Annotated in this window: 18 protein-coding genes and 1 pseudogene; 11 read left to right on the plus strand and 8 right to left on the minus strand. The window is 39.3% G+C overall.

The window, feature by feature from the left end:
- The first annotated feature begins 230 nt into the window (after nucleotides 1-230).
- Both ACJJVZ_RS12870 and ACJJVZ_RS12875 read left to right on the plus strand, forming a co-directional pair.
- Entirely contained in the window at nucleotides 231-1,544 is a 1,314-nt protein-coding gene (locus ACJJVZ_RS12870) for a Na+/H+ antiporter NhaC family protein (protein WP_077538189.1), read from the plus strand.
- 133 nt (nucleotides 1,545-1,677) lie between these two features.
- Nucleotides 1,678-2,466, plus strand: coding sequence for a nucleoside-binding protein (locus tag ACJJVZ_RS12875; RefSeq protein WP_405600999.1), 789 nt, complete (start codon nucleotides 1,678-1,680; stop codon nucleotides 2,464-2,466).
- Nucleotides 2,467-2,637: 171 nt separating this feature from the next.
- Here ACJJVZ_RS12875 and ACJJVZ_RS12880 read toward each other — a convergent pair whose 3' ends face one another.
- Together ACJJVZ_RS12880 and ACJJVZ_RS12885 are read right to left on the minus strand one after the other, a co-directional pair.
- A complete protein-coding gene (locus ACJJVZ_RS12880; protein WP_405601002.1) occupies nucleotides 2,638-3,435 on the minus strand; it encodes a hypothetical protein in 798 nt (265 codons plus the stop codon).
- 65 nt (nucleotides 3,436-3,500) lie between these two features.
- On the minus strand, nucleotides 3,501-4,298 hold the full coding sequence (locus ACJJVZ_RS12885; protein WP_405601004.1) for a M48 family metallopeptidase: 798 nt from the start codon (nucleotides 4,296-4,298) through the stop codon (nucleotides 3,501-3,503).
- Nucleotides 4,299-4,573: 275 nt separating this feature from the next.
- Here ACJJVZ_RS12885 and ACJJVZ_RS12890 point away from each other — a divergent pair, with 275 nt between their 5' ends.
- Nucleotides 4,574-5,776, plus strand: coding sequence for a Bcr/CflA family efflux MFS transporter (locus ACJJVZ_RS12890; RefSeq protein ID WP_405601007.1), 1,203 nt, complete (start codon nucleotides 4,574-4,576; stop codon nucleotides 5,774-5,776).
- Between the two features lie 30 nt (nucleotides 5,777-5,806).
- On the opposite strand, the gene grpE is transcribed toward ACJJVZ_RS12890, so the two are convergent.
- Both grpE and ACJJVZ_RS12900 read right to left on the minus strand, forming a co-directional pair.
- A complete protein-coding gene (gene grpE, locus ACJJVZ_RS12895) occupies nucleotides 5,807-6,418 on the minus strand; it encodes a nucleotide exchange factor GrpE (protein ID WP_182701091.1) in 612 nt (203 codons plus the stop codon).
- A 58-nt stretch (nucleotides 6,419-6,476) separates the two neighbouring features.
- Nucleotides 6,477-7,442: an HrcA family transcriptional regulator gene (locus tag ACJJVZ_RS12900; protein WP_405601010.1), complete on the minus strand. Its 966-nt coding sequence runs from the start codon at nucleotides 7,440-7,442 to the stop codon at nucleotides 6,477-6,479.
- A gap of 318 nt (nucleotides 7,443-7,760) precedes the next feature.
- Between ACJJVZ_RS12900 and nadK the strand changes: the two genes are divergently transcribed.
- The 4 genes from nadK to ACJJVZ_RS12920 all read left to right on the plus strand — a co-directional run bounded on the left by nadK (nucleotide 7,761) and on the right by ACJJVZ_RS12920 (nucleotide 11,457).
- Nucleotides 7,761-8,645: an NAD(+) kinase gene (gene nadK / locus ACJJVZ_RS12905; protein WP_405601012.1), complete on the plus strand. Its 885-nt coding sequence runs from the start codon at nucleotides 7,761-7,763 to the stop codon at nucleotides 8,643-8,645.
- Nucleotides 8,646-8,718: 73 nt separating this feature from the next.
- Nucleotides 8,719-9,264 carry a hypothetical protein gene (locus ACJJVZ_RS12910; protein WP_405601014.1) on the plus strand — a complete coding sequence of 182 codons (546 nt, stop codon included), beginning with the start codon at nucleotides 8,719-8,721 and terminating at the stop codon, nucleotides 9,262-9,264.
- Between the two features lie 75 nt (nucleotides 9,265-9,339).
- Nucleotides 9,340-11,013: a DNA repair protein RecN gene (gene recN / locus ACJJVZ_RS12915; protein ID WP_405601016.1), complete on the plus strand. Its 1,674-nt coding sequence runs from the start codon at nucleotides 9,340-9,342 to the stop codon at nucleotides 11,011-11,013.
- Between the two features lie 132 nt (nucleotides 11,014-11,145).
- A complete protein-coding gene (locus ACJJVZ_RS12920) occupies nucleotides 11,146-11,457 on the plus strand; it encodes a hypothetical protein (protein ID WP_405601019.1) in 312 nt (103 codons plus the stop codon).
- Nucleotides 11,458-11,477: 20 nt separating this feature from the next.
- Here ACJJVZ_RS12920 and ACJJVZ_RS12925 read toward each other — a convergent pair whose 3' ends face one another.
- The 4 genes and pseudogenes from ACJJVZ_RS12925 to gltB form a co-directional block, all read right to left on the minus strand.
- Nucleotides 11,478-12,497 (minus strand): GGDEF domain-containing protein, encoded by a 1,020-nt coding sequence (locus ACJJVZ_RS12925; protein ID WP_273048586.1) that lies wholly within the window; start codon nucleotides 12,495-12,497, stop codon nucleotides 11,478-11,480.
- 624 nt (nucleotides 12,498-13,121) lie between these two features.
- Nucleotides 13,122-13,384: pseudogene (locus tag ACJJVZ_RS12930) on the minus strand (transposase domain-containing protein); the annotation flags it as partial.
- Nucleotides 13,385-13,660: 276 nt separating this feature from the next.
- Nucleotides 13,661-15,076 carry an FAD-dependent oxidoreductase gene (locus tag ACJJVZ_RS12935; RefSeq protein ID WP_405601022.1) on the minus strand — a complete coding sequence of 472 codons (1,416 nt, stop codon included), beginning with the start codon at nucleotides 15,074-15,076 and terminating at the stop codon, nucleotides 13,661-13,663.
- A gap of 9 nt (nucleotides 15,077-15,085) precedes the next feature.
- Complete coding sequence (gene gltB, locus ACJJVZ_RS12940) at nucleotides 15,086-19,543, minus strand: glutamate synthase large subunit (protein WP_405601024.1); 4,458 nt, start codon at nucleotides 19,541-19,543, stop codon at nucleotides 15,086-15,088.
- Between the two features lie 1,109 nt (nucleotides 19,544-20,652).
- On the opposite strand from gltB, the gene ACJJVZ_RS12945 reads away from it, so the two are divergent.
- From ACJJVZ_RS12945 to ACJJVZ_RS12960, 4 genes are read left to right on the plus strand one after another with little or no spacing between them, the layout of a single operon-like run.
- Nucleotides 20,653-21,906 carry an efflux RND transporter periplasmic adaptor subunit gene (locus tag ACJJVZ_RS12945; RefSeq protein WP_405601543.1) on the plus strand — a complete coding sequence of 418 codons (1,254 nt, stop codon included), beginning with the start codon at nucleotides 20,653-20,655 and terminating at the stop codon, nucleotides 21,904-21,906.
- A 50-nt stretch (nucleotides 21,907-21,956) separates the two neighbouring features.
- Nucleotides 21,957-22,667: an ABC transporter ATP-binding protein gene (locus ACJJVZ_RS12950; protein ID WP_077538203.1), complete on the plus strand. Its 711-nt coding sequence runs from the start codon at nucleotides 21,957-21,959 to the stop codon at nucleotides 22,665-22,667.
- 3 nt (nucleotides 22,668-22,670) lie between these two features.
- A complete protein-coding gene (locus ACJJVZ_RS12955) occupies nucleotides 22,671-23,984 on the plus strand; it encodes an ABC transporter permease (protein WP_182701098.1) in 1,314 nt (437 codons plus the stop codon).
- Between the two features lie 11 nt (nucleotides 23,985-23,995).
- Entirely contained in the window at nucleotides 23,996-25,204 is a 1,209-nt protein-coding gene (locus ACJJVZ_RS12960; protein ID WP_193155578.1) for an ABC transporter permease, read from the plus strand.
- Nucleotides 25,205-25,208 lie beyond the last annotated feature (4 nt).

Genomic DNA, 25,208 nt, shown 5'->3' on the forward strand with positions numbered 1-25,208 from the left:
TAAAAGTCATGCAATAGTCAGGTAAGCCTTTAATTAAATAATAATAACAATACCAGTTTACTTTAGCCATCTATACATTTAAACTTCTCTTTCGCGTCGATTTGGTCTTTGGCTTGCGGGCGCTGCATTCCTCTAACTTTGTTATTGATTAACTCAGTTAGGCGGTTTGCTAAATTCAGCTAAAAGAGAAATTTTTGGCTGTTGTAAATTAACTGGTTTCGAGGATTATGATGCAGCCATCATTTAACAAAAACAAAGCAATACTTTCTTTACTCCCTCTTTTAACCTTTGTCGCTCTGTTTTTAGGCTCTGGTTTATATTTGCAATCACAAGGGGTTGATTACGCTTTTTATCAGCTTCCTGCTCCAGTGGCTATACTCCCCGCCATTATGCTGGCCTTTATTTTAAATAAAGGCACGGTTAATCAATGCGTCGAAACCTTTATAAAAGGCGCAGGCCACAACAATATTATTACCATGTGTTTAATTTACTTACTTGCTGGGGCATTTTCTGCCGTTGCAAGTGCAACAGGCGGTGTAGATGCCGTCGTTAATGCTGGCTTATCGCTTATTCCGCCAGCTTTATTGCTCCCTGGTTTGTTTTTAATTGCGGCCGTTGTTTCTACCGCAATGGGAACGTCAATGGGAACGATTGGTGCCATTGGTCCGATTGCCTATGCGGTATCAATTAAAACTGGTATCGATCCTGCTCTTATGGCCGGTACAATCGTATCAGGCGCCATGTTTGGTGACAATTTATCGATTATTTCAGACACGACTATTGCAGCCACACGTACACAGGGCTGTGAAATGAAAGACAAGTTTAAAGAAAATCTTAAAATTGCAGTCCCTGCTGCAATACTGACTATTGGCTTGTTGTTTTATTTAACACCTGCTGCTCAAGTTGTTGAAACCAAGGATTACGATATTTGGTTAGTACTTCCGTATGCCTTTATTTTAGTGTTAGCAGTTGCTGGCTTGAACGTATTTGTGGTGTTATTTAGTGGTATTATTTTCGCTGCACTTATGGGCTTTACAGGAAGTTATGAAGGCGCAAGCTTTGTAAAAGATATTTACAAAGGCTTTACTGATATGCAGGAGATATTTTTACTCTCTATGTTTATTGGTGGCTTATCTGAATTTATTCGAATTAATGGCGGCCTTGATTACATCGCTCAAAAAATTCAAGCAATTACAAAAATCATTGCCAAATGGCACCGCAAAGTGGCAGATCAATTAGGTATTGCAGCACTCGTTATGACAAGTAATGTGTGTATTGCTAATAATACAGTGTCGATTATTGTCGCGGGACCTATTGCCAAAAAGCTTGCTGATGACGGTGAAATAAGCGGTAAACGCTCTGCGAGTTTACTGGATATATTTGCTTGTGTAACACAGGGCTCACTGCCTTATGGCGCGCAAGCACTTCTGTTAGGTGCTACCTTTAAAATTAGTCCGTGGGAAGTATCAACGTCCTCTTATTACTGTTTTATTCTAGCCTTTACTGCCATTGCTATTATTTGCTTGCGTCGTAATAAAGCGTAATATATTAACGAGTAATTATGTTGCAGCATTACCGATAGCTGCAACATATGTTAAATTAACACTCAACAAAACAATCACCTCTGCTATAATTGCCGCTTACACAGATAACCTAACATTATAGTTATAAATCATTATGAAATTTAAAACACTACTTCCTCTGCTTAGCGTGTGTTCGCTTGCATTAACATCGTCTGCTTTGGCTGCAAGTTGGAGCAATACTGCATTACACGTTAATAATGGCGCTCAAAAAAACCCTTTTACTAAGAAAAAATCAAATACAACCGTTTACTCTATCCAGCATGCTTCTGGCTATGAGTTTGGTGATAATTTTTTCTTTATTGATTATAGTAACGACGTAAAGGACGATAGCTACCAAGATGATGACTTTTATGGCGAGGGATACTCAACCGTTAGTTTATCTGCGCTTTATGATGAAAGAGTAGGCACCGGTAGCTTGTTAGATGTTGGTTTAACGGCTGGAATTAATATTGCGCACGATGCCAAAGTAGTTAAATATTTACCTGGTGTAAAACTAAGCTGGGATGTACCTGGATTTAATTTTTTATCTACACTTGTTACAGCCTATATTGATGACAGCGAGGGTGTTGCTAAAGGCGGCGCACCTATTGAAACTAATAGCTGGATGTTTGATGTCGCTTTTGAATACCCTTTCACTATTGGCTCTCATAAGTTTAGTTTTAAAGGGCATGCCGAATACATTGCAAAGCGTGAAGATGAGTTTGGTAACAACGTAGAAGCGTGGATACTCGCCCAGCCTATTTTGGTCTGGGATATGGGCCATGCCCTAGCAATGAAAGAGAATACCTTACTGCTTGGTATGGAGCTGCAATACTGGCACAACAAGCTAGGCACCGAAGTGACCGAGTCGGTTCCGCAAATACATGTAGAGTGGACGTTCTAGGTTCTAGGTTCTAGGTTCTAGGTTCTAGGTTCTAGGTTCTAGGTTCTAGGTTCTAGGTTCTAGGTTCTAGGTTCTAGGTTCTAGGTTCTAGGTTCTAGGTTCTAGGTTCTAGGTTCTTCAGTATGAGCATAATATTGCCAATATGTTTGTTCATACTGAAATTTAGAATTACTAACCCAGCACCTGTAATAGCTTTTTATACTCATGTTTATATAAACTATCTTCTACGAGTTGAATGGCAAGTTCATTGTCAAAGTTAAGTACGAACTCATCTATTAAAGTAGCTTTATCAGAAAGGTCTGATTCGTCTTGTAACCCAACTATTAGACGATTAAAAAAAGATATTAACTTTTTACCTTCGTCACTTTTATAAAAATAATGACCACATAAAATATTAAACACTTCTCTTGCGGGACATGATGACCCCATTAATTCTCCGATATTTATATCTACCTTGTCTCCTTTTCTAACTAAATAAATGCACAAGGCTGTTGGAAGGTACACTGGTACTTTAAGTAAAGCATTTTTTAAATATTCACGCTCAGTATTACTCTGTGGAACATTAGTTTTATCAATTATTTCATAAAACTTATTATTCATCTCTGCAGTTGTTAAGTATCCAACCAACTTTAAAACAGCGTTACTTTTAGATAAATCTGTTTCAGTTAATGTTTTATCAAATTTACTTTGTAACTGGACTGTTCTTTTTGAAAATAAAGCAATCGCGTTCACTGTTTTCTGCTCATTTAGCTGTTTTTTAGTAAGAAGAATAGTTTGGTATAGTAGCAACGCTGTGATGAGAGTCGCTAACGGTGTTATTAGCCCTCCTAACGCAGTACCGTTATTTGCCCATACTTCTAAGCTGTTTGAAAAACCATATCTAAAATTGAAAAAAAATAAAGCTAAAATTCCTAATATAGTTACAGAACATATAACTAATAGAACACACAATCCTTTTACCTTAAGCATTTCTATTCCTTTGTTAAGTTAAAAAGCCTGTTAATATTTATTACAGGCTGTTTTTAAAATCTTTTTTACAGCTTACACTGCGGGTTTTTACCCTGTTTTTTAGCTGTACTTTGCTCGCTAAGTGCTTTACTCATTTGCGCTTGTAAGTTTTTAATACGATTACTTGGTGCTGGGTGAGTTGATAAAAACTCAGGTGTTGCACCACTGCCTGCTTTTCCCATGCTTTGCCACAGTGTCACTGACTCCTGAGGGTTAAAACCTGCTTGTGCCATTAAATCTAAACCAATTTCATCAGCTTCTGATTCATGAGAGCGACTAAACGGTAAAACAACACCGTACTGCGCACCTAAGCCTAAACCTTGCATAATCTCATTACGGTATTGTATGTTACCCATTTCAAGTGCTGCACTACCAAGCTGCATACCGGTTTGTAAAATAGAACTTTGTGAGACCCGTTCATTTGAATGTTCTGCAATAACGTGACCTACTTCGTGTCCGAGCACGGTTGCTAACTGGTCTTGATTCGTGGCTATTTTTAATAGGCCTGTGTGCACGCCAATGTAACCGCCAGGTAATGCAAACGCATTGGCTGACTCGTCTTCAAATACAACCACTTCCCAATTTTGAGATGCATATTCTTTAGGTAATACAGCGACTACTTTTTCAGCAATACAATTTACATAAGCATTTGTTTTTGAATCTTTATTGATTGGCTGATTTTTTTTCATATCAGCAAAACTCGCAGTGCCCATTTCGCTCATTTGTTGATCTGAGTAAAGTGCTATTTGCGTGCGCCCTGTCGGTGATGTTTTACAGCCAGCTAAAACCGCCGTGGCGAGTACGGCAAGTACTAATTTTTTCATTGTATTTTTCCAACTCATTATTTTTTATTACTTGTAGAATAGCAAACGCAGTGCCCGTTTTAAATATTTGCTTTGTGCGAGGCTACATTAGGGTGTGTTTAGCTTTTAATAAATCATGTCTGTGTCTAATGTTCTTGCCCACAAACAAGCAATAACAACACATGAATACTGACAATATACGATGAAAGGATAAACTTAGCAGGCAAACTAAGTTTATCCAAATACAATGCCCTGTTACACTATAAGTCTTGTTTTAGTAATGATTGAGTTTATACATGGACGCCTCGGTCTCGTCTTTTAATACCCGTATTTTATTGCCTTTGTTAGCCAGTATTGTAGCAATTACCCCGCTGGCGATTGATATGTACTTACCAGCAATGTTGGTTATTGCAAACGATTTACAAACAAGCATGCCAAATGTGCAAATTTCTTTAAGTATCTATTTAGCAGGTTATTCATTAGGTATGCTCTTTTTTGGACCTATAGCCGATCAAATTGGTCGTCGTAAACTTGCTAAAATAGGTTTAACGTTATTTGGTGCAAGCTCACTTGCACTCGCATTTACCACCGAAATACACGCTTTTTGGATACTAAGAGCAGTACAAGCATTCACAGGTGCAGCCGCCACAGTGGTTGTGCCTGGCATTATTAGGCATATGTATCAGAAAAATACGGCTAAGGGTATGTCTTATGTGTCTATGATCATGATGATAGCCCCATTACTTGCGCCTTCAATCGGCTCATTAATTTTAGGGTTTTCTTTGTGGTCGACTATTTTTTTAGTGCTAGCTGCATATAGCTTTATTATTTTAGCCTTTGTACAAGTGTATTTAATCGATATTCCAATCCACACAAATGAAAAAAAAGGCTTAGCGCTTTTTTTCGATAGTTACAAAATAATATTAAGTAATAAAGAAGCTCGCGCAGATATTTTAAGCTCTATGTTTGTATCGTTCGGCTTTTTTTGCTTTTTAACTTCAGTGCCTTTTGTATACCTTGATTTATTTAAAGTATCAGAGCAATTATTTGGAGTATTGTTTGCTTTTAACGTAATGGCGCTTATGTTTGGTAACTTTTTGAACACGCGTATAGTGCCGCGTATTGGCTCGCGTAAAATGCTCTACTACGGCCTAATATGTGGATTGCTTTCAGGTGGTGCGTTGTTAACATTTAGCTTACTGCACATGCCGCTTTATTACATTGTGGCAAGCATTGCACCGTTAATGATGAGTTTAGGTATCACGGCAAGTAATGCCGACTCACTAATTTTAATGAAGTTTGAGAAAAATACAGGGACGGCTACAGCGGTTATCGGCACTCTGCGCTTTGGTAGTGGTGCCCTAGTTGGCCCACTACTGGCCATTATGCATGCAAAAAGTGCTGTGCCTTTTTCGAGCCTGATGTTCAGCGCAGTCGTTTTAACGGTTCTAGTGCAGTGGTTCCACTATTTGAAAGACAAAAAAAATGCCTCGTTATGAGGCATTTTCTAAACTCATTAAAGGGCTAAATTAAGCATCAGCCGCTTTAGAAACCATAACCATCGCAGGGCGTAATAAACGACCATTTAATGTGTAACCTTTTTGCATAACAGCAAGCACTGTATTTGGTGTCACATCATTACTTGGCTGAATAGACATTGCTTGATGAAAATCTGGATTAAACTGCTCACCTTGTGGGTTTACAATTTCAACACCAAATTTAGATACAGCGTCATTAAAGCTCTTAACTGTCATATCAATGCCTTCAAGCAACGGCTTTAACGTGTCGTTTTCTTTATCAGAAAATTCAATAGCACGCTCAAGGTTGTCAATTACTGGTAGTAATTCGTTAGCAAATTTTTCTAGTGCAAATTTATGCGCTTTTTCTACATCTTGTGCTGCACGACGACGAATATTATCTACGTCAGCGGCTGCGCGAACAACACCATCTTTTTGATCAGCAATAGTTTGCTTAGCGGCTTCAAGCTCTGCATACAGCATTGCAATTTCAGCCTCAGGGCTTTGCTCTTGCTCTGCATGTTGCTCGGCAGCTTCCACTGCTGCTTCTACGTCAGCCTGCATTTTTGAGATTTCTTCGTTTAATTCTACTTCTTGTTCAGGGTTTTGTGTCTGCTCAGACATAAAATACGTGCTCCAATTCTTTTCATCTGCGGTAATTATGGGGATTGAATAAAAAGATTCAAGAGTTAGATGTCTCAATTAATTTAAATTCTTGAATTATTTCTTCAATTTGCGCTGATTTAGGGCAAATTATACAAAAGCGGCTTTGGTATTCTTGATTTTGAAAATACGGCACACTTATTACAATTAATTCATCGCACTCAGTAAAAGGTAATTTTTCGCTGTTAAGTACCGATAAGCCGTTTTTAAAAGCCAGCTTATCTTCAACATAATTTAAAAATGAAACGCCAACATTTAAGCTTTGTTCACAATCAATTTGTTTATAAAGATAGTTTTCGCCTACGACTATGCTGTTATCTGAACCTAGCTTTTGACTTAGCTGGCGTGTCCATTGATTAAGTGAATCATGACAATTACGGGGAGCCGTATTGGCCATAGCTTGCATACGATACAAGCCTTCCATTAAGGTTTGTTGGCTAAATACAGTATTCAGCCATGTTGCAAACTGAAAACGAACAGAGTCTGATGAATCGTGAGGTTTATCAATACAAATATTATGGCTCTGCCCTGCTCTGTCTATTAATAAAATTAGCCAATCGGTTGAATCAAAATCAAGTACTTCTACTCTAAATACATGCTGCGAGCTTGCTTGTGGTAAGCCAACACAACAACACACTTGATATTTTTGGCTTAACCCATGGGCAAGTTCAACAAGCTCGGCTTGCTCTGGCTGCCAATAATTAGCAATGTCGCCAAGAGTAAAAAACTCATCAAACCAATAGTCAAACCCTTCATTTGTAGGCACCCTGCCTGCGGATGTATGAGGTGAATACAGTAAGCCCACTTTTTCTAAACGAGCCATCGCGTTACGTACCGTAGCCGAACACACTGCCATCCCTTTAAGTTTGGCAATTTTTGTTGATGGTACGGGTAATCCCTCACCATTACAGTACATATTCATAACAGCTGAAAAAATTTGCTGATCTCGTGGATTTATTTTCATGTTATCTACATCTTGTTGCATGATTGATATATCGGGGCGTTTACTGTTATTTCAAGTCTATGGCTTGCTGCAACCTAGTAACATAATTAAAAGCTTTACTCGGTTTTTACATTGATGTCAGCCATTAGAGAAACGCAGGAGCAGTTACCGAGCCCACTCGATTACAAACCTCGCGCCGCGATTAAATCGCCCCTAGATTAAACAAATTTCAATCCACAAAGATCAACACGCCCTCGTTAGCGGTGTAATTAAGTCATATTAATTTAGCTAAAATCTGTATTTTCAAACACTTCTCTTTTGGGTTACTCTACAAAGACTAAAACTTACCGTGTGTACATTATGGACTCTCCTTTTAAAACCATTGGCCTTATTGGCAAACCAAATCACCCAGGGGCTGCGGCAACACTACAACGCCTGCATACATTTTTACTTGCGCTTGGTTTTGCAGTTATTGTAGAAAAACGCACTGGCGGACAATTAGTGGATGTGCCTAATAATAGACTTGTTAAGTTAGTTGATTTAGGTGAGCAAGCTGATCTTGCTATTGTAGTAGGCGGCGATGGCAACATGCTAGGGGCAGCTCGCGTGCTAGCCCGTTTTGATGTCGCTGTAATTGGTGTAAATAGAGGGAATTTAGGCTTTTTAACTGATTTGAACCCTGAAGGCTTTGAACCCAGTTTAGAGCAGGTTTTAAGCGGTGATTTTATTGAAGAGAAACGCTTTTTATTAGAAGTAGAAGTATATCGTCATAATGAGTTAAAAAGTGCAAATTCAGCAGTAAACGAAGCCGTTTTACATGCCGACAAAGTCGCGCACATGATTGAGTTTGAAGCCTTTATTAATCATGACTTTGTATTTTCGCAGCGTTCAGATGGCTTAATTGTATCTACACCAACAGGCTCCACGGCTTATTCACTTTCAGGCGGTGGTCCAATTTTAACGCCTGAACTCAATGCTATTTCACTGGTACCTATGTTTCCACACACATTGTCGAGTAGACCGCTAGTTGTTGATGCCGATAACGAAGTACGTTTAAAGCTCAGCCTCGAAAATACAGATAGCTTACAAGTTAGTTGCGACAGTCACGTAGTACTTGCGGTATTACCTGGTGATGAAGTGGTAATTAAAAAAGCCGATAAAAAACTGCGTTTAATTCACCCAAAAAATTACTCTTACTATAACGTTTTGCGCACAAAATTAAATTGGGGTAGCCGTTTGTACTAATTTTATTGCCAAGCGTAATACTTTCGAGCAAAATATACTAAAATAATAAATTATCTTTTAGGAACTAGTAGTAATGACGTATGTTGTATTTTTTACATTCTTATTATTAATAACGCTACTTGGTAGCTACTTAGTCGTAGAAAAAAATCGTCGTATAGCAATTGAAGCTAAGAAAAAGCTTTTTAATGATCGAGTATCCAAAACAAGTCTGCGTTTAAAACTCAAACTGAACGATTTATTAGAAGCAAAAGTGATCCGCCCTAAATATGTCCCTAAAATACAAGCCATTGTAAATAATTTTTTTGTGGTACAGGGTCATACAGACGAAAACTTGCAAAAATTAGAAAGTATCACCGATTTACTTATCAATATTTTGTCTCATGAATTGAGTAAAACCTACGAAACATCATCAAGCAGTACTTTCGCTGATAACATACAGTACTTTGTATCTGAGCTTCCACCACAAGGGATCTTATACAACAAAGTTTTTTACACTGAGACCCTCCCCTCATTAATTATTCTTCTTAGGACTGCTGAGCTTGCTGAACCCTCTGAAAATAACATGCCACAACAAATATCGAATGAAGAACAATCAGCTCAAGAAGCCAATGCTGCTTAAATAATAAAAAATTAATTTGCAAAAAACCAAAACACTGTATAAATTAACAGTTAATTGACTGGATGGATAAACAGTATGTTAATTGGTTTAGAAGTTAAAAATTTTGCAATCGTAAGTAATTTAAGCACAGAGTGGCAAAGCGGCATGACCGCCATTACCGGAGAAACAGGTGCTGGTAAGTCTATTGCTATTGATGCGCTTTCTTTGTGCTTAGGTGAACGCGCAGAAGCCTCTGCGGTTCGCCCCAATACCGACAAAGCAGAAGTATGTGCTCAGTTTGATTTAAGTGACCTTCCGCTTGCACAAGCTTTTTTAGAACATCACATGTTAGCTAATGCCGATAACGAATGCTTATTACGACGTGTGGTGTGTAAAAATGGTCGTAGTAAAAGCTACATTAATGGCAGTGCAGTCACTGCTGCTCAATTAAAAGAGCTTGGCCAATACCTTATTTCTATTCATGGGCAACATGCGCACCAGCACCTTTTGAAAGCCGAACATCAACTACAACTGCTTGATGCCTATGCAGGGCATCACCACCTCGTTAGTAGTGTTAGTCAAAACTATAAACAATTTGCGAGTTTACAAAAAGAATTTAAACATCTAGAGCAACAGCAATTACAGCAGGCAGCCCAAAAACAACTCCTAGAATACCAAGTTGCTGAACTCGACGAGTTTGCATTACAAGAAGGCGAGTTTGAACAAATAGAAGCAGAGCATTACAAACTCAGCAATAGCCAAACTATCTTAGAAGCCTGTCAGCGTGAACTACAACATTTATACGAAAGTGATGAACAAAATGCATGTTCGTTATTACAACACAGTGCTCAACAATTTACAGAGCTGGCTCAGTACGACGAAAGCTTAGCCAGTGTTGCTACCTTACTTGCTGAAGCAGCGGTTCAAGTAGAAGAAGCAAGCCGTGAAGTACGTAGTTACACTGAGCAAGCTGATTTAGATCCGGCTCGTTTAGTTGAAGTAGAAAATAGGCTAAGCGGTGCAATGGATTTAGCGCGTAAGCACCATATAAAACCACAAGCCCTTGTTGAGTTTCATCAATCTATTTCACAGGAGTTGGAATCAATTAGTAATAATAACTCTCGGTTGGAACAACTAGAATCTGAAATAGAAAATACGCTAGTACACTATCAGCAAGCAAGTGAGCAACTAAGTCAAAGCCGTAAAGAGTATGCCAATACACTCAATACCTTGATCAGTGAAAGTATGGCAAATCTCTCAATGGAAAACGGTGTATTCGAGATAGCTTTAATTCAAGAAACAGATCGTGTGCCAAATAATTTAGGCTACGACAATGTATCTTTTTTAGTATCAACCAACCCTGGTCAGCCGCTCCAGCCTCTTGCAAAAGTAGCATCAGGTGGTGAACTTTCGCGTATCAGTCTTGCTATTCAAGTGATCATCGCGCAAAAAGTAACAACGCCAACACTCATTTTTGATGAAGTAGATGTGGGTATATCAGGTCCTACCGCATCGGCTGTAGGCAAACTTTTACGTCAATTGGGTAAGTCTACTCAAGTTATTTGTGTCACCCACTTACCGCAGGTCGCGAGTAGTGCGCACCAGCAATTTTTTGTAGCGAAAGAAATTGCACAAGGCGAAACGTTTACCAATATGTTGCCTTTAAATAAAGATGGTCGAGTAAATGAAATAGCGAGATTATTAGGAGGCGATAACGTAAGTAAAACAGCCAAAGCAAACGCAAAAGAATTAATAAAAGCGCACGCTTAAACCAACACAATAATTACGGGGCACTCTGTTTAAGTTTTTCTATACATTTGTTCTGTATAAGAAATTTTTTCACGCAGTTACATCCCCTCAATTGATTAAGTATTATTACGGATTGGTATAAGGATAAGTGAAATGGCAAGTGATTTACTTTTTATGTGCATTGTTGTGGGTTGGTTATTGCTAACATTAAGTATTTTTCTAACTCTCTTTAGTCGCTTTAAACACACTAAATTTAAACAACATTTATTCCGGTTTTTAAATGTTGTTTTATTACTACAAACAGCTGTAGGGGTAATCTATGTGATGAATACTTCTGATAATAGCGTTATTGGCTACTGGAGCATTTTAGCTTCGCAAGTAATTTGTAACTTACTATGTTATATGAGCGTAAAGCGCCGTATAGCTAAAATAAAACCGTCTCTTGACTATTTTTCTATGGATTAAGCGACACCCAAAAAATATGATCAAGAGCAAGTTCTGTTTTTTCCTTGCTCTTTTGCTGTATAAAGTAATTCATCAGCGTGCTTAATATCAAGATCGATAGAACGCGCCTCTAGACACTGAATAACACCTATACTAATTGTCAAATTGACACTTTCTGGCAGTTCACATATTGAGTTGTTTTTAAGCGAAGCATGTATTTTATTGGCAACCTCTACCCCTTTTTCTTTTACTGCGTTGGGTATTGCAATTAGAAACTCCTCCCCTCCCCAACGAGAAACAAGTGCTTTATCTGGTATATTTTGCTTTAACGTATTCGCTAAATGAGTAAGCGCTTCGTCACCAATATCGTGACCATACACATCATTAATTTTTTTAAAGTTATCGACATCACAAAGCATGATAACAAAAGGGGTTTGGTCTCGTGATAAAGCCAGCTTAAATTCTTCTAGCTTCTTCATTGTATACCGTCGATTCGGCAAGTTAGTTAATGGGTCTATTGTGGCTAACACCTCATTTTTTTGGCTTAAAGCAATAATCTTGTCATTATATTTTTCTCTTGTGTACTCATAAAAAGCACTTAACATCGCAACAATTATAAATGAAAACAGTACTCTATATGTATATTGATTAGGTTCGTAATTATAAATATCAAAGGCGTCAGCAAAATAAAACGCTAAAATTACCGCAATCAAAAATAAAACAATATCAAAAGTACCACGCTTTAATCCTCGAATAGAAAATGTGACTGGAGAAACAATAAATATCCAGATGGGTCCAGTCCCTTCAACACCCCCTGTGAGCACCAAATAAATCATTAAAACGTATAGATTATAAAGAATTGTATTTGCAGATTTTTCAACGTTTATATAACTAATAAATGCCCACATATAAATAAAAGATGAGCACAATAACATCATAAAAAGTAAATGTTCGCCATTAGTAAACGCAATGCAAGACATTGAAAATGTCGCTATAAAGCCTATTAATGAAAACAGTCTTACAATTAGTGTTCTTTCCGTTTTGTCTGAATATTCGTACATAGTTAAGAGAGTTTTCTTTTGTTAAATTATATATTTAGTTTTAGGGCCTGCTTACCTTTCGAGGTTAAATTTGCAGCAGACTGTTTGGTATTCAGGCAAGGCAGAGCCTATGGTAATCCCCCCATGAATAGGCGATAACGCAGCATAAATGCCAAACATGCGCTGCCCTTTGAGCTCGATCTAGGGACGATTAACTCTTTGTTGCTTAGTTTTACTTTTTATTACAGGGATGTAAGCCATTAGAGTAGCGCAAGAGCAGTTACCGAGCCCACTAGGTTACAAACCTCGAGCCGCGATTAAATCGCCCCTAGATTGAACAAATTTCAATCCACAAAGGTCAACAGGTCCTAGATTAATGATCTATTCTCGCATCAGATAAGCAGGTCAATTACAATATTGACTGCTGTACCTCATTGTTTCACTAATGATTTAGGTTTTACTGCTCAATTTTCACTCGCAAAATGCGCATATTTTTAATTTTGGACTCCCTCGCTTTTTAATTATAGAAATAAGCATAGTCAGTTAACGTATAAACATAAACAATTATGCCGTTATTACTATTTATTTCTCTCTTTATATTTATAAACATGGCGGCGTCACCAAGGTTTTTACGACGCTAAGTTAAGCGCTTGGCGCAACAAATCGCTTACCATCTCGGTCAACAACATCGAGCATGTTAACTACATCAGCTATGGATTTCCTATTATAAATAACCATAACTATCAAAAACTAAGCCTGTCCAGTGTTGGTTTTCTTTTTCGTAGTGTAACGGTTTAGCTCAGCGTATAGGCTTCTTAGGTAAGAGATAAAGGAAGTAAATCTGCGAGTGTTTCAACTTTATTAGGTTTGATGTTGTTGATAATATCGAGAGCATTAAAAAGTTGCATAAAAAAATCCGAATTCTACAAAAAAATTCGGATTCTTATATACCTAGGACATGTTGATCTTTAGCATAAAAATAAATAACCTGATCTCTGGATAATAAATCTATCTCAAGCTGCTATTTTCAGCGCTAACTACGTTGAATTTACTTGCAATAGGCCAGCTATTGACGCGTAAGTTCGCCTTGTTTTCACTGAAAATCTCTGGCTAGAGAAAAATAAATTTAAATATCATTATGATTATTAGTAAATATCTTAACCAGTTCAGGTTAAATAACGTTATTACACTTTTAAATAATCCATAATACCTTCAGCTGCATTACGTCCTTCAAAAATAGCGGTGACAACCAAATCAGATCCTCTCACTATATCCCCACCTGCAAATATTTTCGGATTAGTGGTTTGATGTGTAAATTCACCGTGCTCTGGGGCGTTAATACCGCCCCAGTGGTTTATCTCTACATCGTACTTTTCTAACCAATCCATTTTGTGAGGTTGGAAACCAAACGCCATAATAACTTGGTCTGCTTCAATAATATGCTCTGAGCCAGGCACCTCTTCAGCGCGGCTTCTGCCTTTTTCGTCAGGTTCGCCTAATTTAGTTTTAACCATTTTAACGCCGGTTACTTTCCCTTTATCGTTCAGTACAATGCCTTTAGGCTGAACGTTATACGTAAATATCACGCCTTCTTCTTTCGCGTTTTTAACTTCGCGTTTAGAGCCCGGCATGTTTTCTTTATCACGACGATACGCACATGTTACTTTAGCTGCATTTTGACGAATAGATGTACGCACACAATCCATTGCCGTATCGCCACCACCTAGTACAACAACTTTTTGATTAGCCATATCTATACAAGGTTGATTTGTCTCGTCGTAACCCATCACGCGGTTAGTGTTACCGATTAAGAATGGTAGAGCATCGTGTACACCAGCTGCATCTTCATTTTCAAGACCTGCACGCATACTTTGATACGTACCCACACCTACAAATACAGCGTCGTAATCAGCTAAAATTTGCTCAAGCGTAATATCAACACCTACTTCAATATTTAACTTAAATTCTACGCCCATTTCAGTGAATATTTCACGGCGTTTTTGCATTACTGATTTTTCAAGCTTGAAAGAAGGAATGCCAAAGGTGAGCAGTCCGCCAATTTCTGGATGACGATCAAACACCACTGGTTTAACGCCGTTACGCACTAAAATATCAGCACACCCTAAACCTGCTGGGCCCGCACCGATAATAGCCACTTTTTTGTCGGTCCAAGTTACATAAGACATATCAGGCTTCCAGCCCATTTTAAATGCCTCATCGGTAATATACTTCTCAATATTACCAATTGTTACAGCACCAAACTCTTCATCTAATGTACACGAGCCTTCACATAGTCTGTCTTGTGGGCAAACGCGACCACAAACCTCTGGCAAACTGTTTGTACGATGAGACAGCTCAGCTGCTTCTATAATGCGGCCCGTACGTATTAACTTTAACCATTGTGGGATGTAGTTATGCACTGGGCATTTCCACTCACAGTATGGGTTACCACAATCTAAACAACGGTCAGCTTGTGAGTTAACTTGATTTTCAGAAAAGGGTTCGTAAATTTCTACGAAAGACTTTTTACGTGACGAAAGTGGTTTTTTGCGCGGGTCTACACGCTGCACGTCTATAAATTGATATACATTTTCGCTCATACGGCCCCCTTATTGCGCTTGAACACGTAGTTCAGCACTACTGCGGGCGCGGTGCCCGAGTAAACTTTTTACGTCACTGGATATTGGTTTTACTAATTTGAACATCGGTAAGTACAATTCAAAGTTAGCCAAAATGCTCTCTGCTCTGCACGAACCCGTAAGCTCTAAATGCTCAGCAATTAAGCCGCGTAAATGCTCTTGATGCGATGTTAACTTTTCAAGTGTGACTATTTCTACTAGCTCTGGATTAATGCGTTTTTCAAAGTCATTACGTTCATCTAAAATGTACGCAAAGCCACCGGTCATGCCCGCACCAAAGTTAACGCCTACATTGCCAAGTACACATACAACGCCGCCAGTCATGTATTCACAACCGTTATCACCCACGCCTTCAACAACGGCTTGCACACCTGAGTTACGCACTGCAAAACGCTCGCCAGCACAACCTGCAGCAAACAGTTTGCCGCCTGTTGCACCGTATAAACACGTGTTGCCTGCAATAGTGGCTTTATGGCTTTCGAAAGACGAGCCTAGTGGTGGGCGAATAACTAACTTGCCGCCCGCCATCCCTTTACCTACGTAGTCGTTAGCGTCGCCAACCAGTGTCATTTCAAGGCCACCAGCATTCCATACACCAAATGATTGGCCCGCTGTGCCATGCAATTCAATGGTTACTGGATCTGCTGCCATGCCTTGGTTACCGTATTTATCAGCAATGTAGCCCGAAAGCATTGCACCGACCGATCTGTCGGTATTACAAATACGGCTCACCAGTGAAATACCGCAAGAAGCATCAATTGCCTCTTGCGCCTTAGCAAGTAGGCTCTCATTAAGCTTTCCTAAATAATGCGAGCTATTAGGTGCACTACAATACAGTGTTTCACCTGTTGGGTTATTCGGCTGAGCAATAACAGATGATAAATCGATTTTCTTCTGTTTTGCTGTTTTACCTTCAATTTCTTCTAGTAAATCTAGTCGACCAATTAGGTCTGTTAAATTTGCAACCCCTAAACTTGCCATAATCTCACGCGCTTCTTGCGCTATAAACTTAAAGTAGTTCATCGCCATTTCTGGTAAGCCATGGTAATGCTTTTGCCGAAGTGTTTCGTCTTGTGTTGCAACACCCGTTGCACAGTTATTTAAATGACAAATACGTAAGTATTTACAACCAAGCGCAACCATTGGACCTGTACCAAAGCCAAAGCTCTCGGCGCCTAAAATAGCGGCTTTAATAATATCTAAACCTGTTTTTAAGCCACCATCTGTTTGTAAGCGAATACGATGACGAAGGCCATTTTCAACAAGTGCCTGCTGCGTTTCAGCAAGACCAAGCTCCCAAGGGCTACCAGCATATTTAACAGAAGTAAGCGGACTTGCGCCTGTGCCGCCATCATAGCCAGAAATAGTAATTAAATCGGCATAGGCTTTAGCAACACCTGTTGCAATGGTCCCTACACCTGGTTCTGAAACCAGTTTTACAGAAATAAGTGCGTTTGGGTTTACTTGTTTTAAATCGAAAATCAGCTGAGCTAAATCTTCAATTGAATAAATATCGTGATGCGGTGGTGGCGAAATTAACGTAACACCTGGTACTGAATAACGAAGTTTTGCAATATAAGGTGTCACTTTTTCACCTGGTAACTGCCCGCCTTCGCCAGGTTTTGCACCTTGCGCTACTTTAATTTGAATAACATCAGCACTGCGTAAGTAATGCGGCGTTACACCAAATCGACCCGATGCAACTTGTTTAATTCGAGAGTTTTTCTCTGTACCATAACGCAGTTTATCTTCGCCGCCTTCACCGGAGTTTGAACAACCGCCTAAGCGATTCATTGCAATTGCTAAAGCCTCATGTGCTTCTGGCGATAATGCGCCAATACTCATTGCTGCTGAATCAAAACGCTTGTATAAATTTTCTGCAGACTCAACTTCATCAATACTTATCCCTTGCTCTGGTAATTTAAGTGCAAGCATGTCACGAAGCGTTGCTATTGGGCGGTTATTAACTAAATCGGCGTAAGCACTGTAATCTTTATAGTCACCTGAACGCACCGCTTTTTGAAGCGTTTGAATAACATCAGGGCTATATGCATGGTATTCACCACCGTGCACATATTTAAATAAACCACCGTGGCTTAATAATTTACGCTTACTTAAAGCAAGTTTGTGTAAACTTTGCTGATCGTCATCAAAGTCAGTAAAGCATGCACCTTGTATGCGACTTGCCACACCTTTAAAGCACATGTCAACAATGGCATCAGATAGACCCACTGCTTCAAACAACATTGAACAACGATAAGAAGCCACGGTACTTATGCCCATTTTAGACATAATTTTGTACAAGCCTTTATTAATGGCTTTACGGTAAGCAAGAGTAACCTCACAGTACGATTTATTAATAATTTTGCTGTCGCTCATTGCAACTAACGACTCATATGCAAGGTACGGGTAAATTGCCGTTGCACCAAAACCTAATAACACAGCAAACTGGTGCGCATCACGCACGCTACCGGTTTCAATAATAATATTTGATTCACAGCGAAGATTATTATCAACGAGGCGATTTTGAACAGCGCCCACAGCCATAGCAGCTGGAATAGGTAAATTTATATCATCAAAGTTACGGTCCGTTAGTACCAGCATAATACAGCCAGACGCTGCTTTTTTCTGAGCAATATCACAAATTCGCGACACTGCTTTTTCTAGGCCTTCGTCAACTGTGTAGGTAATATCAATTTTACAGTAACTGTAATGCGCTTCATCGGCATTAAGTAATTGCTGCATGTCTGCGTACATTAAAATGGGTGTATCAAATTGTAGGCGCTTGGCATGGCCGGTCGTTTCGTTAAATACGTTTTGTTCACTTCCAATACACGTTGCCAGCGACATTACATGATTTTCTCGAAGTGGGTCGATTGGTGGATTTGTTACTTGCGCAAATTTTTGGCGGAAGTAATCATACAGCGAGCGATGCCCTTCACTAAGCACAGCAAATGGCGTGTCGTCACCCATAGAGCCTGTGGCTTCTTGGCCGTTTTCACCCATTACGCGAATAACGCTATCAAGCTCTTCGTTGGTATAACCAAACATTTTTTGGTATTTAGCCAGTGTTTGATCATCAAACGAGCGATTACCCGCATCTTGCTCTGTAAGTTCTTCAAACGGAGTAAGGCGTTTAACATTTTCTTCAAGCCATGACTTATAAGGATGACGAGATTTCAAATCTTGATCGATTTCATCAGAGTGCCAAATTTTGCCAAGCTTAGTATCTATAACTAACAGTTCGCCTGGTCCTACGCGGCCTTTCTCTACCACTTCATCGGCTGTGTAATCCCAAATACCCACTTCTGATGCAAGGGTAATAAAGCCATCTTGTGTAATTACATAACGCGCGGGGCGCAGTCCATTTCGGTCTAAGTTACAGGCTGCAAAGCGGCCATCCGACATAACAATACCCGCTGGGCCATCCCATGGTTCCATGTGCATCGAGTTAAAATCATAAAATGCACGTAAATCTTCATCCATTGCACGGTTTTTCTGCCACGCAGGGGGCACAAGCATGCGCATAGCACGGAATAAATCCATGCCACCAGCTAAAAACAACTCAAGCATGTTATCTAGGCTTGATGAATCAGAACCGGTTTCGTTTACAAACGGCGCTGCGCTTTGTAAATCAGGAATAAGCGGTGACGCAAACTTATACGAACGTGCGCGTGCCCACTGGCGGTTACCTTCAATAGTATTAATTTCACCATTGTGTGCTAAATAGCGAAAAGGTTGAGCTAAAGGCCAACGCGGCTGAGTATTAGTAGAAAAACGCTGATGAAAAACACAAATCGCACTGGTCATTCTAATATCAGCTAAATCTAGATAAAAATTAGGTAAATCTGCAGGCATCATTAAGCCTTTATAGATAGTTACCAAACCAGATAGACTTGCGATATAAAAAGCTTCGTCATCAACAATGCGCTTTTCAGCACGGCGGCGCGCTATGTATAAGCGACGCTCTAAATCTTTAGAGCGCCAACCTTCTGGCGCGCTAACAAAAATTTGTTCAAAACCAGGTAATTGCTGTACAGCAATAGGACCCAGCATTGATGGGTCAGTTGGTACTACACGCCAACCTAAAATATTTAGCGTTTCTTTTTCTAATTCTTCACTAAGTATTTTTTTTGCAGTCTGTGCTAAAACGGGATCTGAATTTAAAAAAATCATACCCACAGCATAATTCTTACCTAAATGCCAGTTGTGCTCACCAGCAATAGCACGAAAAAAACTGTCTGGCTTTTGCAATAATAAACCGCAGCCATCACCTGTTTTACCGTCAGCAGAAATACCGCCACGGTGCTGCATACGATCAAGCCCCGTAATCGCGGTGCGAATAAGCCGATGACTAGCCTGACCATTAACTTGGGCAATTAAGCCAAAACCACAATTTTCTTTTTCTAACTTTGAGTCATATAACATAGACCCCTCCCCTTGCTGCACTGTTAGCGTGAATGAACTGCTCGACGATTTGCTAACAGCCGGTCAAAACTAGCCTCTATCTTAAATAGAGTCAATAGCATTTTGAATACATATTCACATTCTTGAATATTTCTCACTTGATGGCAAGATTTCTTTTACATCTATTTTTTTAACATTTAGCTGTATTTTGGCGGTTATTTTTTCATGACACTGGTGTCAAGTTTAACATTTTGTAAAAACAGGCAAACAAAAAGCGTCAGTTTACGTAAGCGTAAACCAGCCATTCAGTGAATAAATATTCAATATAACTTATCGAATACAATTAACATTTAGATAGTTTTATGGTATTTGCATCACTTTACGACTTAACATCTCTCTTATTTACTTGTAATTAGTATAGTTAACCTGAACTCTGGATAATAAATCTATCTCGAGCAGCTATTTTCAGCGCTAACTGCGTTTAATTTACTGAAAATCACTGGCTAGAGAAAATAAATTTAAATATCACCATGATTCAATTCGTTAGTAAATCTCTTAACTAGAGCTCAGGTTAGTTATTAATTTGTGTGGCATTTTAGGGTCTGTTGATCTTTCAAGATTAAATTTGCAGCAGTCTGTTTGGTATTTAGGCAAGGCAGAGCCTATGGTGTGTGGTTATTCCCCATAAATGGGCGATAACGTAGCATTAATGACAAACAGGTGCTGCCCAAAGGGTTCTTCCTAGGAGCTATTTACTCTTTGTTGCTCGGTTTTTACTTAGCCCACTCGGTTACAAACCTCGCGCCGCGATTAAATAGCCCCTAGATTGAACGAATTTCAATCTACAAAGGTCAACACGCCCTAGTCTTTTAATAGTGGATTTTTATTTACCAAACTGTCCGCAGCGGACACTATTTATGTCCGCGTACATATTAACAATCTCGTAAATAAAAAAATCTATTATATTTCAAACTCTTAAATGTTGGCATATTACTGGTATAGAACACCATAGATTCGCTAATTGGAATAACTATGTTTACCCTCAGTTTATTTTTGGTATCACCTATCGCCGCTATATGCTGCGCGACGGTTGTGCTGCTTTGCGAAAAGTATACAAAATAGGATTTATGATGATTAAAGACACGAGTGCACAAGACGTCCAGGTAAAAGCAGCTATTAATTATAAAAAATACATCATTGCTAGTGTGATTAGCTTGCTAATCGGTTTTGTGTGTATTCAAACTCTAATGGCAGGCAACGGTGCAGACACATCAATTAGTCGCGCAAAATTACAAATTGCAGTGGTTCAAGTAAAAACGCTCATACGGGATATCGCTGCCAGCGGTAAAATTGTTGCAGCAAATGCCCCTCAAATGTATAGCCCTGAACGGGGATTTATAGATTTAAAAGTCAAAGCGGGCGATACCGTAAAAGAAGGTGACACACTTGCGCTACTTCAAAGTCCAGAGTTGACAAATGAATTAAAGCAACAAGAGTCTGTACTTAAAAGGCTCGAAGGTGAACAACAAAGACAACATCTGCAAGCAAGGCGCCAAACACTGGCATTAAATAAAACTCTTGATATGGCTGAGGTAGAACTAAACGCAGCCAAACGTGAAAATCGTCGAGCGCAGTTATCAATACAAAAGCACTTAATTAGCCAAATTGATCTTGAAAAAGCAGTTGATGATCTATCCCGAGCAAAACTCACCTATAAGCATGCACAACAAGAGGTATCACTTGCCAAAGATACACTCGCCTTCGAGTCACAAGCCGCTAAAAGTGATGTGACTCGTCAGCAGCTTATCGTTGATGATTTAAATCGAAAAGTAAGTAATTTATCAATTAAAGCTACCGTTACAGGGATCGTAGGTAACCTATTAGTGCAACAAAAAGCCGCCGTAACACAAAGCCAGCCACTAATGACACTCGTTGATTTAAGTAATTTTGAAGCAGAGCTCCAAGTACCTGAAAGTTATGCCAACGAATTAGGACTCGGTATGGAAGTAGAGCTTAAGCTAGGCAGTGAAACCGTGATGGGTGTTTTATCCGCTATATCACCCGAGGTAAATAACCGAGAAGTCACAGCGCGCGTTCGTTTTGATGGAGTTAGTAATAACATTCGTCAAAATCAGCGTTTAACAGCACGTATTTTACTCGATAACCGCCAAGACATAATGCAAATAAAACGCGGCGCTTTTATGCAGCAAGGCGGAATTGTTGCTTATAAGGTAGAAGGCAACATTGCAAAACGCATACCTATTACTACAGGTGCCACCAGCATTAACGCGGTTGAACTTTTAAGCGGTGTTAAAGAAAACGATGAAATCATTATTTCTAGTTACAGCGACTTTAAACAAGCCGACACGATTTTATTAAACTAAACAGAATAAATAACGTTCTCAACCAACGTAAAAATAATTAAGGAATATCCATGTTACAAATGAACAACGTAAGTAAAGTATACCAAACTGAAATGGTACAAACTCATGCACTACGCGACTTTAATCTACAAGTAAATGAAGGTGAGTTTATTGCAGTAACAGGCCCGAGTGGTTCTGGTAAAACAACTTTTTTAAATATAGCAGGTATGCTGGAACCTTTTAACGAAGGTGAATACCTTCTTGACGGTGTTAACGTCGGTAGCTTAAATGACAACCAGCGTGCCGATTTACGTAATCAAAAAATTGGCTTTATATTCCAAGGTTTTAATTTAATCCCTGATTTAAATTTGTATGAAAACATAGAGGTCCCTCTTCGCTACAGAGGGATTAAAGCAAATGAGCGGAAACGTCGAATTGAACAATGCCTTGAACAAGTTGGTTTAGCATCTCGCGCTAAACACTTACCTCAACAATTGTCGGGCGGTCAACAACAGCGTGTTGCAATAGCACGTGCACTTGCCGGAGAACCTCGTTTTTTACTTGCCGATGAGCCAACTGGTAATCTTGATAGCTTAATGGCTCGCCAAGTTATGGAGCTACTTGAGCAAATAAATCGCGATGGCGCCACTATTGTAATGGTGACGCACGACAGCGAGTTAGCGCGCCGAGCTCCGCGTAATATTCAAGTAGTCGATGGACAACTTGCCGATTTCACCCTTTATCAGGGTGCACCAAATATTAGAACCGCATCAGGAGTTTAGCCAATGTTTATTCATTACTTAGATTTAAGTTGGCGCAGCTTTAAGCGCACCCCGCTGGTGAGTTTTTTAATGGTACTGGCAATTGCTATTGGCATTGGCATCACTATGACGAGCTTAAGTGTGTATCACATGATGTCGGCTGATCCTATTCCTGAAAAAAGCGACCAACTTTACAGCGTACAATTGCAAACAATGGACGACGGAAGTACATGGTGGACCGAAGATAACACACCACTACAACTGACCTACCAAGATGCCGTAAATTTAGTAAAGGCACCCAGTCCCGAGCGAAAAGTTGCCATGATGCGTACCGGTTTCTCTGTTTATTTAGATTCAGATAAAATAAAACCCTTTATTGGCAGTGCGCGGATGACAACGCCTGACTTTTTTAGCATGTTTAATTTGTCATTTTTGTACGGCGGGGCTTGGAGCAAAGAACAAGAAGACTCAGCCGCACCTGTGGTTGTTATTTCACAAGAACTAAACGATAAACTATTTGCAGGAAAAAACCCCATAGGTAAGCTTATCAATTTAGACGATGCCAGCTATCAAGTAGTTGGTGTGCTTAAGCATTGGCCACTTAACATTAAATATTATGACTTAAATAATGGCGCATTTAATAAAATAGAAGAATTATTTATGCCTTTTAGTTTAATTAAAGCGAAGGAGCTCGTTAGTTGGGGCAATAGTAATGGGTGGAAGCACGAAAACACGCCAACTTTTGCAGATAAACTGCAATCGGAGCAAGTATGGATCCAGTTTTGGGCAGAGCTCAATACACGAGAACAAAAACAAGCCTATCAAAATCATTTAGTAGCCTATATGCAAGAACAACAAAAACGTGGGCGATTTAACCGTAAAGAATTGGGGTATAAATTACGTGATGTAAATCAATGGATGCAATACAACAACGTCGTTACCGAGGACAACAAAATTTTAGTGGGCTTAAGTTTCATGTTTTTAGGTGTGTGCTTAGCCAATATTTTAGGATTACTTTTAGCTAAGTTTTTGCGCAGAGCACCAGAAGTAGGTGTAAGACGTGCATTAGGTGCCAGTAAAAGGCAAATATTTTTACAACACTTAGTTGAGGTCGCTGTACTTGGTTTTATCGGGGGCATGCTAGGGATTGTATTAGCGCAACTAGGTTTAATGGGCGTTGGGCAAAGCTACAACTACTATGAAAACTTGGCCACAATGGATTTAACCATGTTATTAAGTGCGCCATTGATTGCTATTACCACTTGTATTCTAGCTGGTTTGTACCCTGCTTGGCTGGTGTGTAAAACCAATCCTGCCATTTATCTAAAGAGCCAATAAGGAATGTCGCAATGTTAGAAATAAAACCTATATTTAATGCCTTATGTCGCTCAAAAGTAGGCGCCGTATTACTGCTAATTCAAATTGCAATTACCACTGCTATCGTCAGTAATGCAGCCTTTATTATTCAAGACAGAATTAGTTATTTAAACCAAGAAACGGGTTATCCTGAACAAGATATATTTAAGTTTAATGTAATGACTTTTGGTACAGATATTAACTTGAGTCAACAATTTGAGCTTGATGAAACCATGATCAGAGCAATGCCCGGCGTAGTCGATGCCGCACTAAGCAGCAGTATCCCGCTATCAGGCAGTGGCAGTGCCTCTAGCTTTAATTTAAAACCTGCTCCACAAGAAGGCTTAAGTGTCAGAGCCGCTTATATTTTTATAGACGATCATGCTATTAATACGTATGGCGTTAACTTAATTGCAGGGCGAAACTTTACCGACGATGAAGTGCTGGTTACCAACGAAATTACACAAAAGCGCACCAACGTCACTATCGTCACTAAAGCCCTACTTGATGAGCTTTACCCTGGGGGAGATGGTTTAGGTAAAATCGTTTATTTTGGCGACCTACCACTTAAAATTATTGGCGTGATCGGAAAAATGAAAGGCCCTTGGCTCAAAGACAGTAAACCCGATAATTTTGCGTTTATTCCTTATATTAAAGCAGAAAGTTATACACAAGTTGCCGTTCGTACAGAGCCTGGTCAGCGAGCAGCTGTAATGAAAGAAATAGAAAATGCCATGCTTGCAAATTACAGTAAGCGCGTTATTAATAACATTAGAGGGCTTGATGAACTAAAAAATGAGTACACCGCACAAGACCGCCTCATGATGCGTATGCTTATAGTATTAATCACTATTTTAGTACTTATAACCGCTCTTGGTATTTTTGGTTTAACCTTATTTAATATTAGTAAACGCACTAAACAAATTGGCACACGCAGAGCGCTTGGCGCAAGAAAATCAGCTATCGTTAGCTACTTTTTAGTAGAAAATGCATTAATTTGTAGCCTAGGGTTAGCCTTAGGCGTAGTAACAGCAATACTGCTTGGAAAAATGTTGATGCAGTATTTTTCTGTAGCAGCACTGCCGCCAAGTTATATAGCCGTTACCGCCATAGCCGTATTTTTAATGAGCTTACTTGCTGTATTAGCGCCGGCCAAACGCGCTGCTAATATTTCGCCAAGTATCGCAACTCGTACTATTTAATAAT

It is taken from the genome of Pseudoalteromonas sp. Ld19 (genome assembly GCF_045064135.1).
GTDB lineage: Bacteria > Pseudomonadota > Gammaproteobacteria > Enterobacterales > Alteromonadaceae > Pseudoalteromonas > Pseudoalteromonas aliena.

Bases quoted from the DNA above. Each gene is read 5' to 3' on its own strand.
- ACJJVZ_RS12950 (WP_077538203.1), top strand. From the start codon at position 21,957: ATGTTACAAATGAACAACGTAAGTAAAGTATACCAAACTGAAATGGTA.
- ACJJVZ_RS12875 (WP_405600999.1), top strand. From the start codon at position 1,678: ATGAAATTTAAAACACTACTTCCTCTGCTTAGCGTGTGTTCGCTTGCA.
- ACJJVZ_RS12925 (WP_273048586.1), bottom strand. From the start codon at position 12,497: ATGTACGAATATTCAGACAAAACGGAAAGAACACTAATTGTAAGACTG.
- recN (WP_405601016.1), top strand. From the start codon at position 9,340: ATGTTAATTGGTTTAGAAGTTAAAAATTTTGCAATCGTAAGTAATTTA.
- grpE (WP_182701091.1), bottom strand. From the start codon at position 6,418: ATGTCTGAGCAGACACAAAACCCTGAACAAGAAGTAGAATTAAACGAA.
- ACJJVZ_RS12870 (WP_077538189.1), top strand. From the start codon at position 231: ATGCAGCCATCATTTAACAAAAACAAAGCAATACTTTCTTTACTCCCT.
- ACJJVZ_RS12885 (WP_405601004.1), bottom strand. From the start codon at position 4,298: ATGAAAAAATTAGTACTTGCCGTACTCGCCACGGCGGTTTTAGCTGGC.
- ACJJVZ_RS12935 (WP_405601022.1), bottom strand. From the start codon at position 15,076: ATGAGCGAAAATGTATATCAATTTATAGACGTGCAGCGTGTAGACCCG.
- ACJJVZ_RS12890 (WP_405601007.1), top strand. From the start codon at position 4,574: ATGGACGCCTCGGTCTCGTCTTTTAATACCCGTATTTTATTGCCTTTG.
- nadK (WP_405601012.1), top strand. From the start codon at position 7,761: ATGGACTCTCCTTTTAAAACCATTGGCCTTATTGGCAAACCAAATCAC.
- ACJJVZ_RS12900 (WP_405601010.1), bottom strand. From the start codon at position 7,442: ATGCAACAAGATGTAGATAACATGAAAATAAATCCACGAGATCAGCAA.
- gltB (WP_405601024.1), bottom strand. From the start codon at position 19,543: ATGTTATATGACTCAAAGTTAGAAAAAGAAAATTGTGGTTTTGGCTTA.
- ACJJVZ_RS12945 (WP_405601543.1), top strand. From the start codon at position 20,653: ATGATTAAAGACACGAGTGCACAAGACGTCCAGGTAAAAGCAGCTATT.
- ACJJVZ_RS12920 (WP_405601019.1), top strand. From the start codon at position 11,146: ATGGCAAGTGATTTACTTTTTATGTGCATTGTTGTGGGTTGGTTATTG.
- ACJJVZ_RS12910 (WP_405601014.1), top strand. From the start codon at position 8,719: ATGACGTATGTTGTATTTTTTACATTCTTATTATTAATAACGCTACTT.
- ACJJVZ_RS12880 (WP_405601002.1), bottom strand. From the start codon at position 3,435: ATGCTTAAGGTAAAAGGATTGTGTGTTCTATTAGTTATATGTTCTGTA.
- ACJJVZ_RS12955 (WP_182701098.1), top strand. From the start codon at position 22,671: ATGTTTATTCATTACTTAGATTTAAGTTGGCGCAGCTTTAAGCGCACC.
- ACJJVZ_RS12960 (WP_193155578.1), top strand. From the start codon at position 23,996: ATGTTAGAAATAAAACCTATATTTAATGCCTTATGTCGCTCAAAAGTA.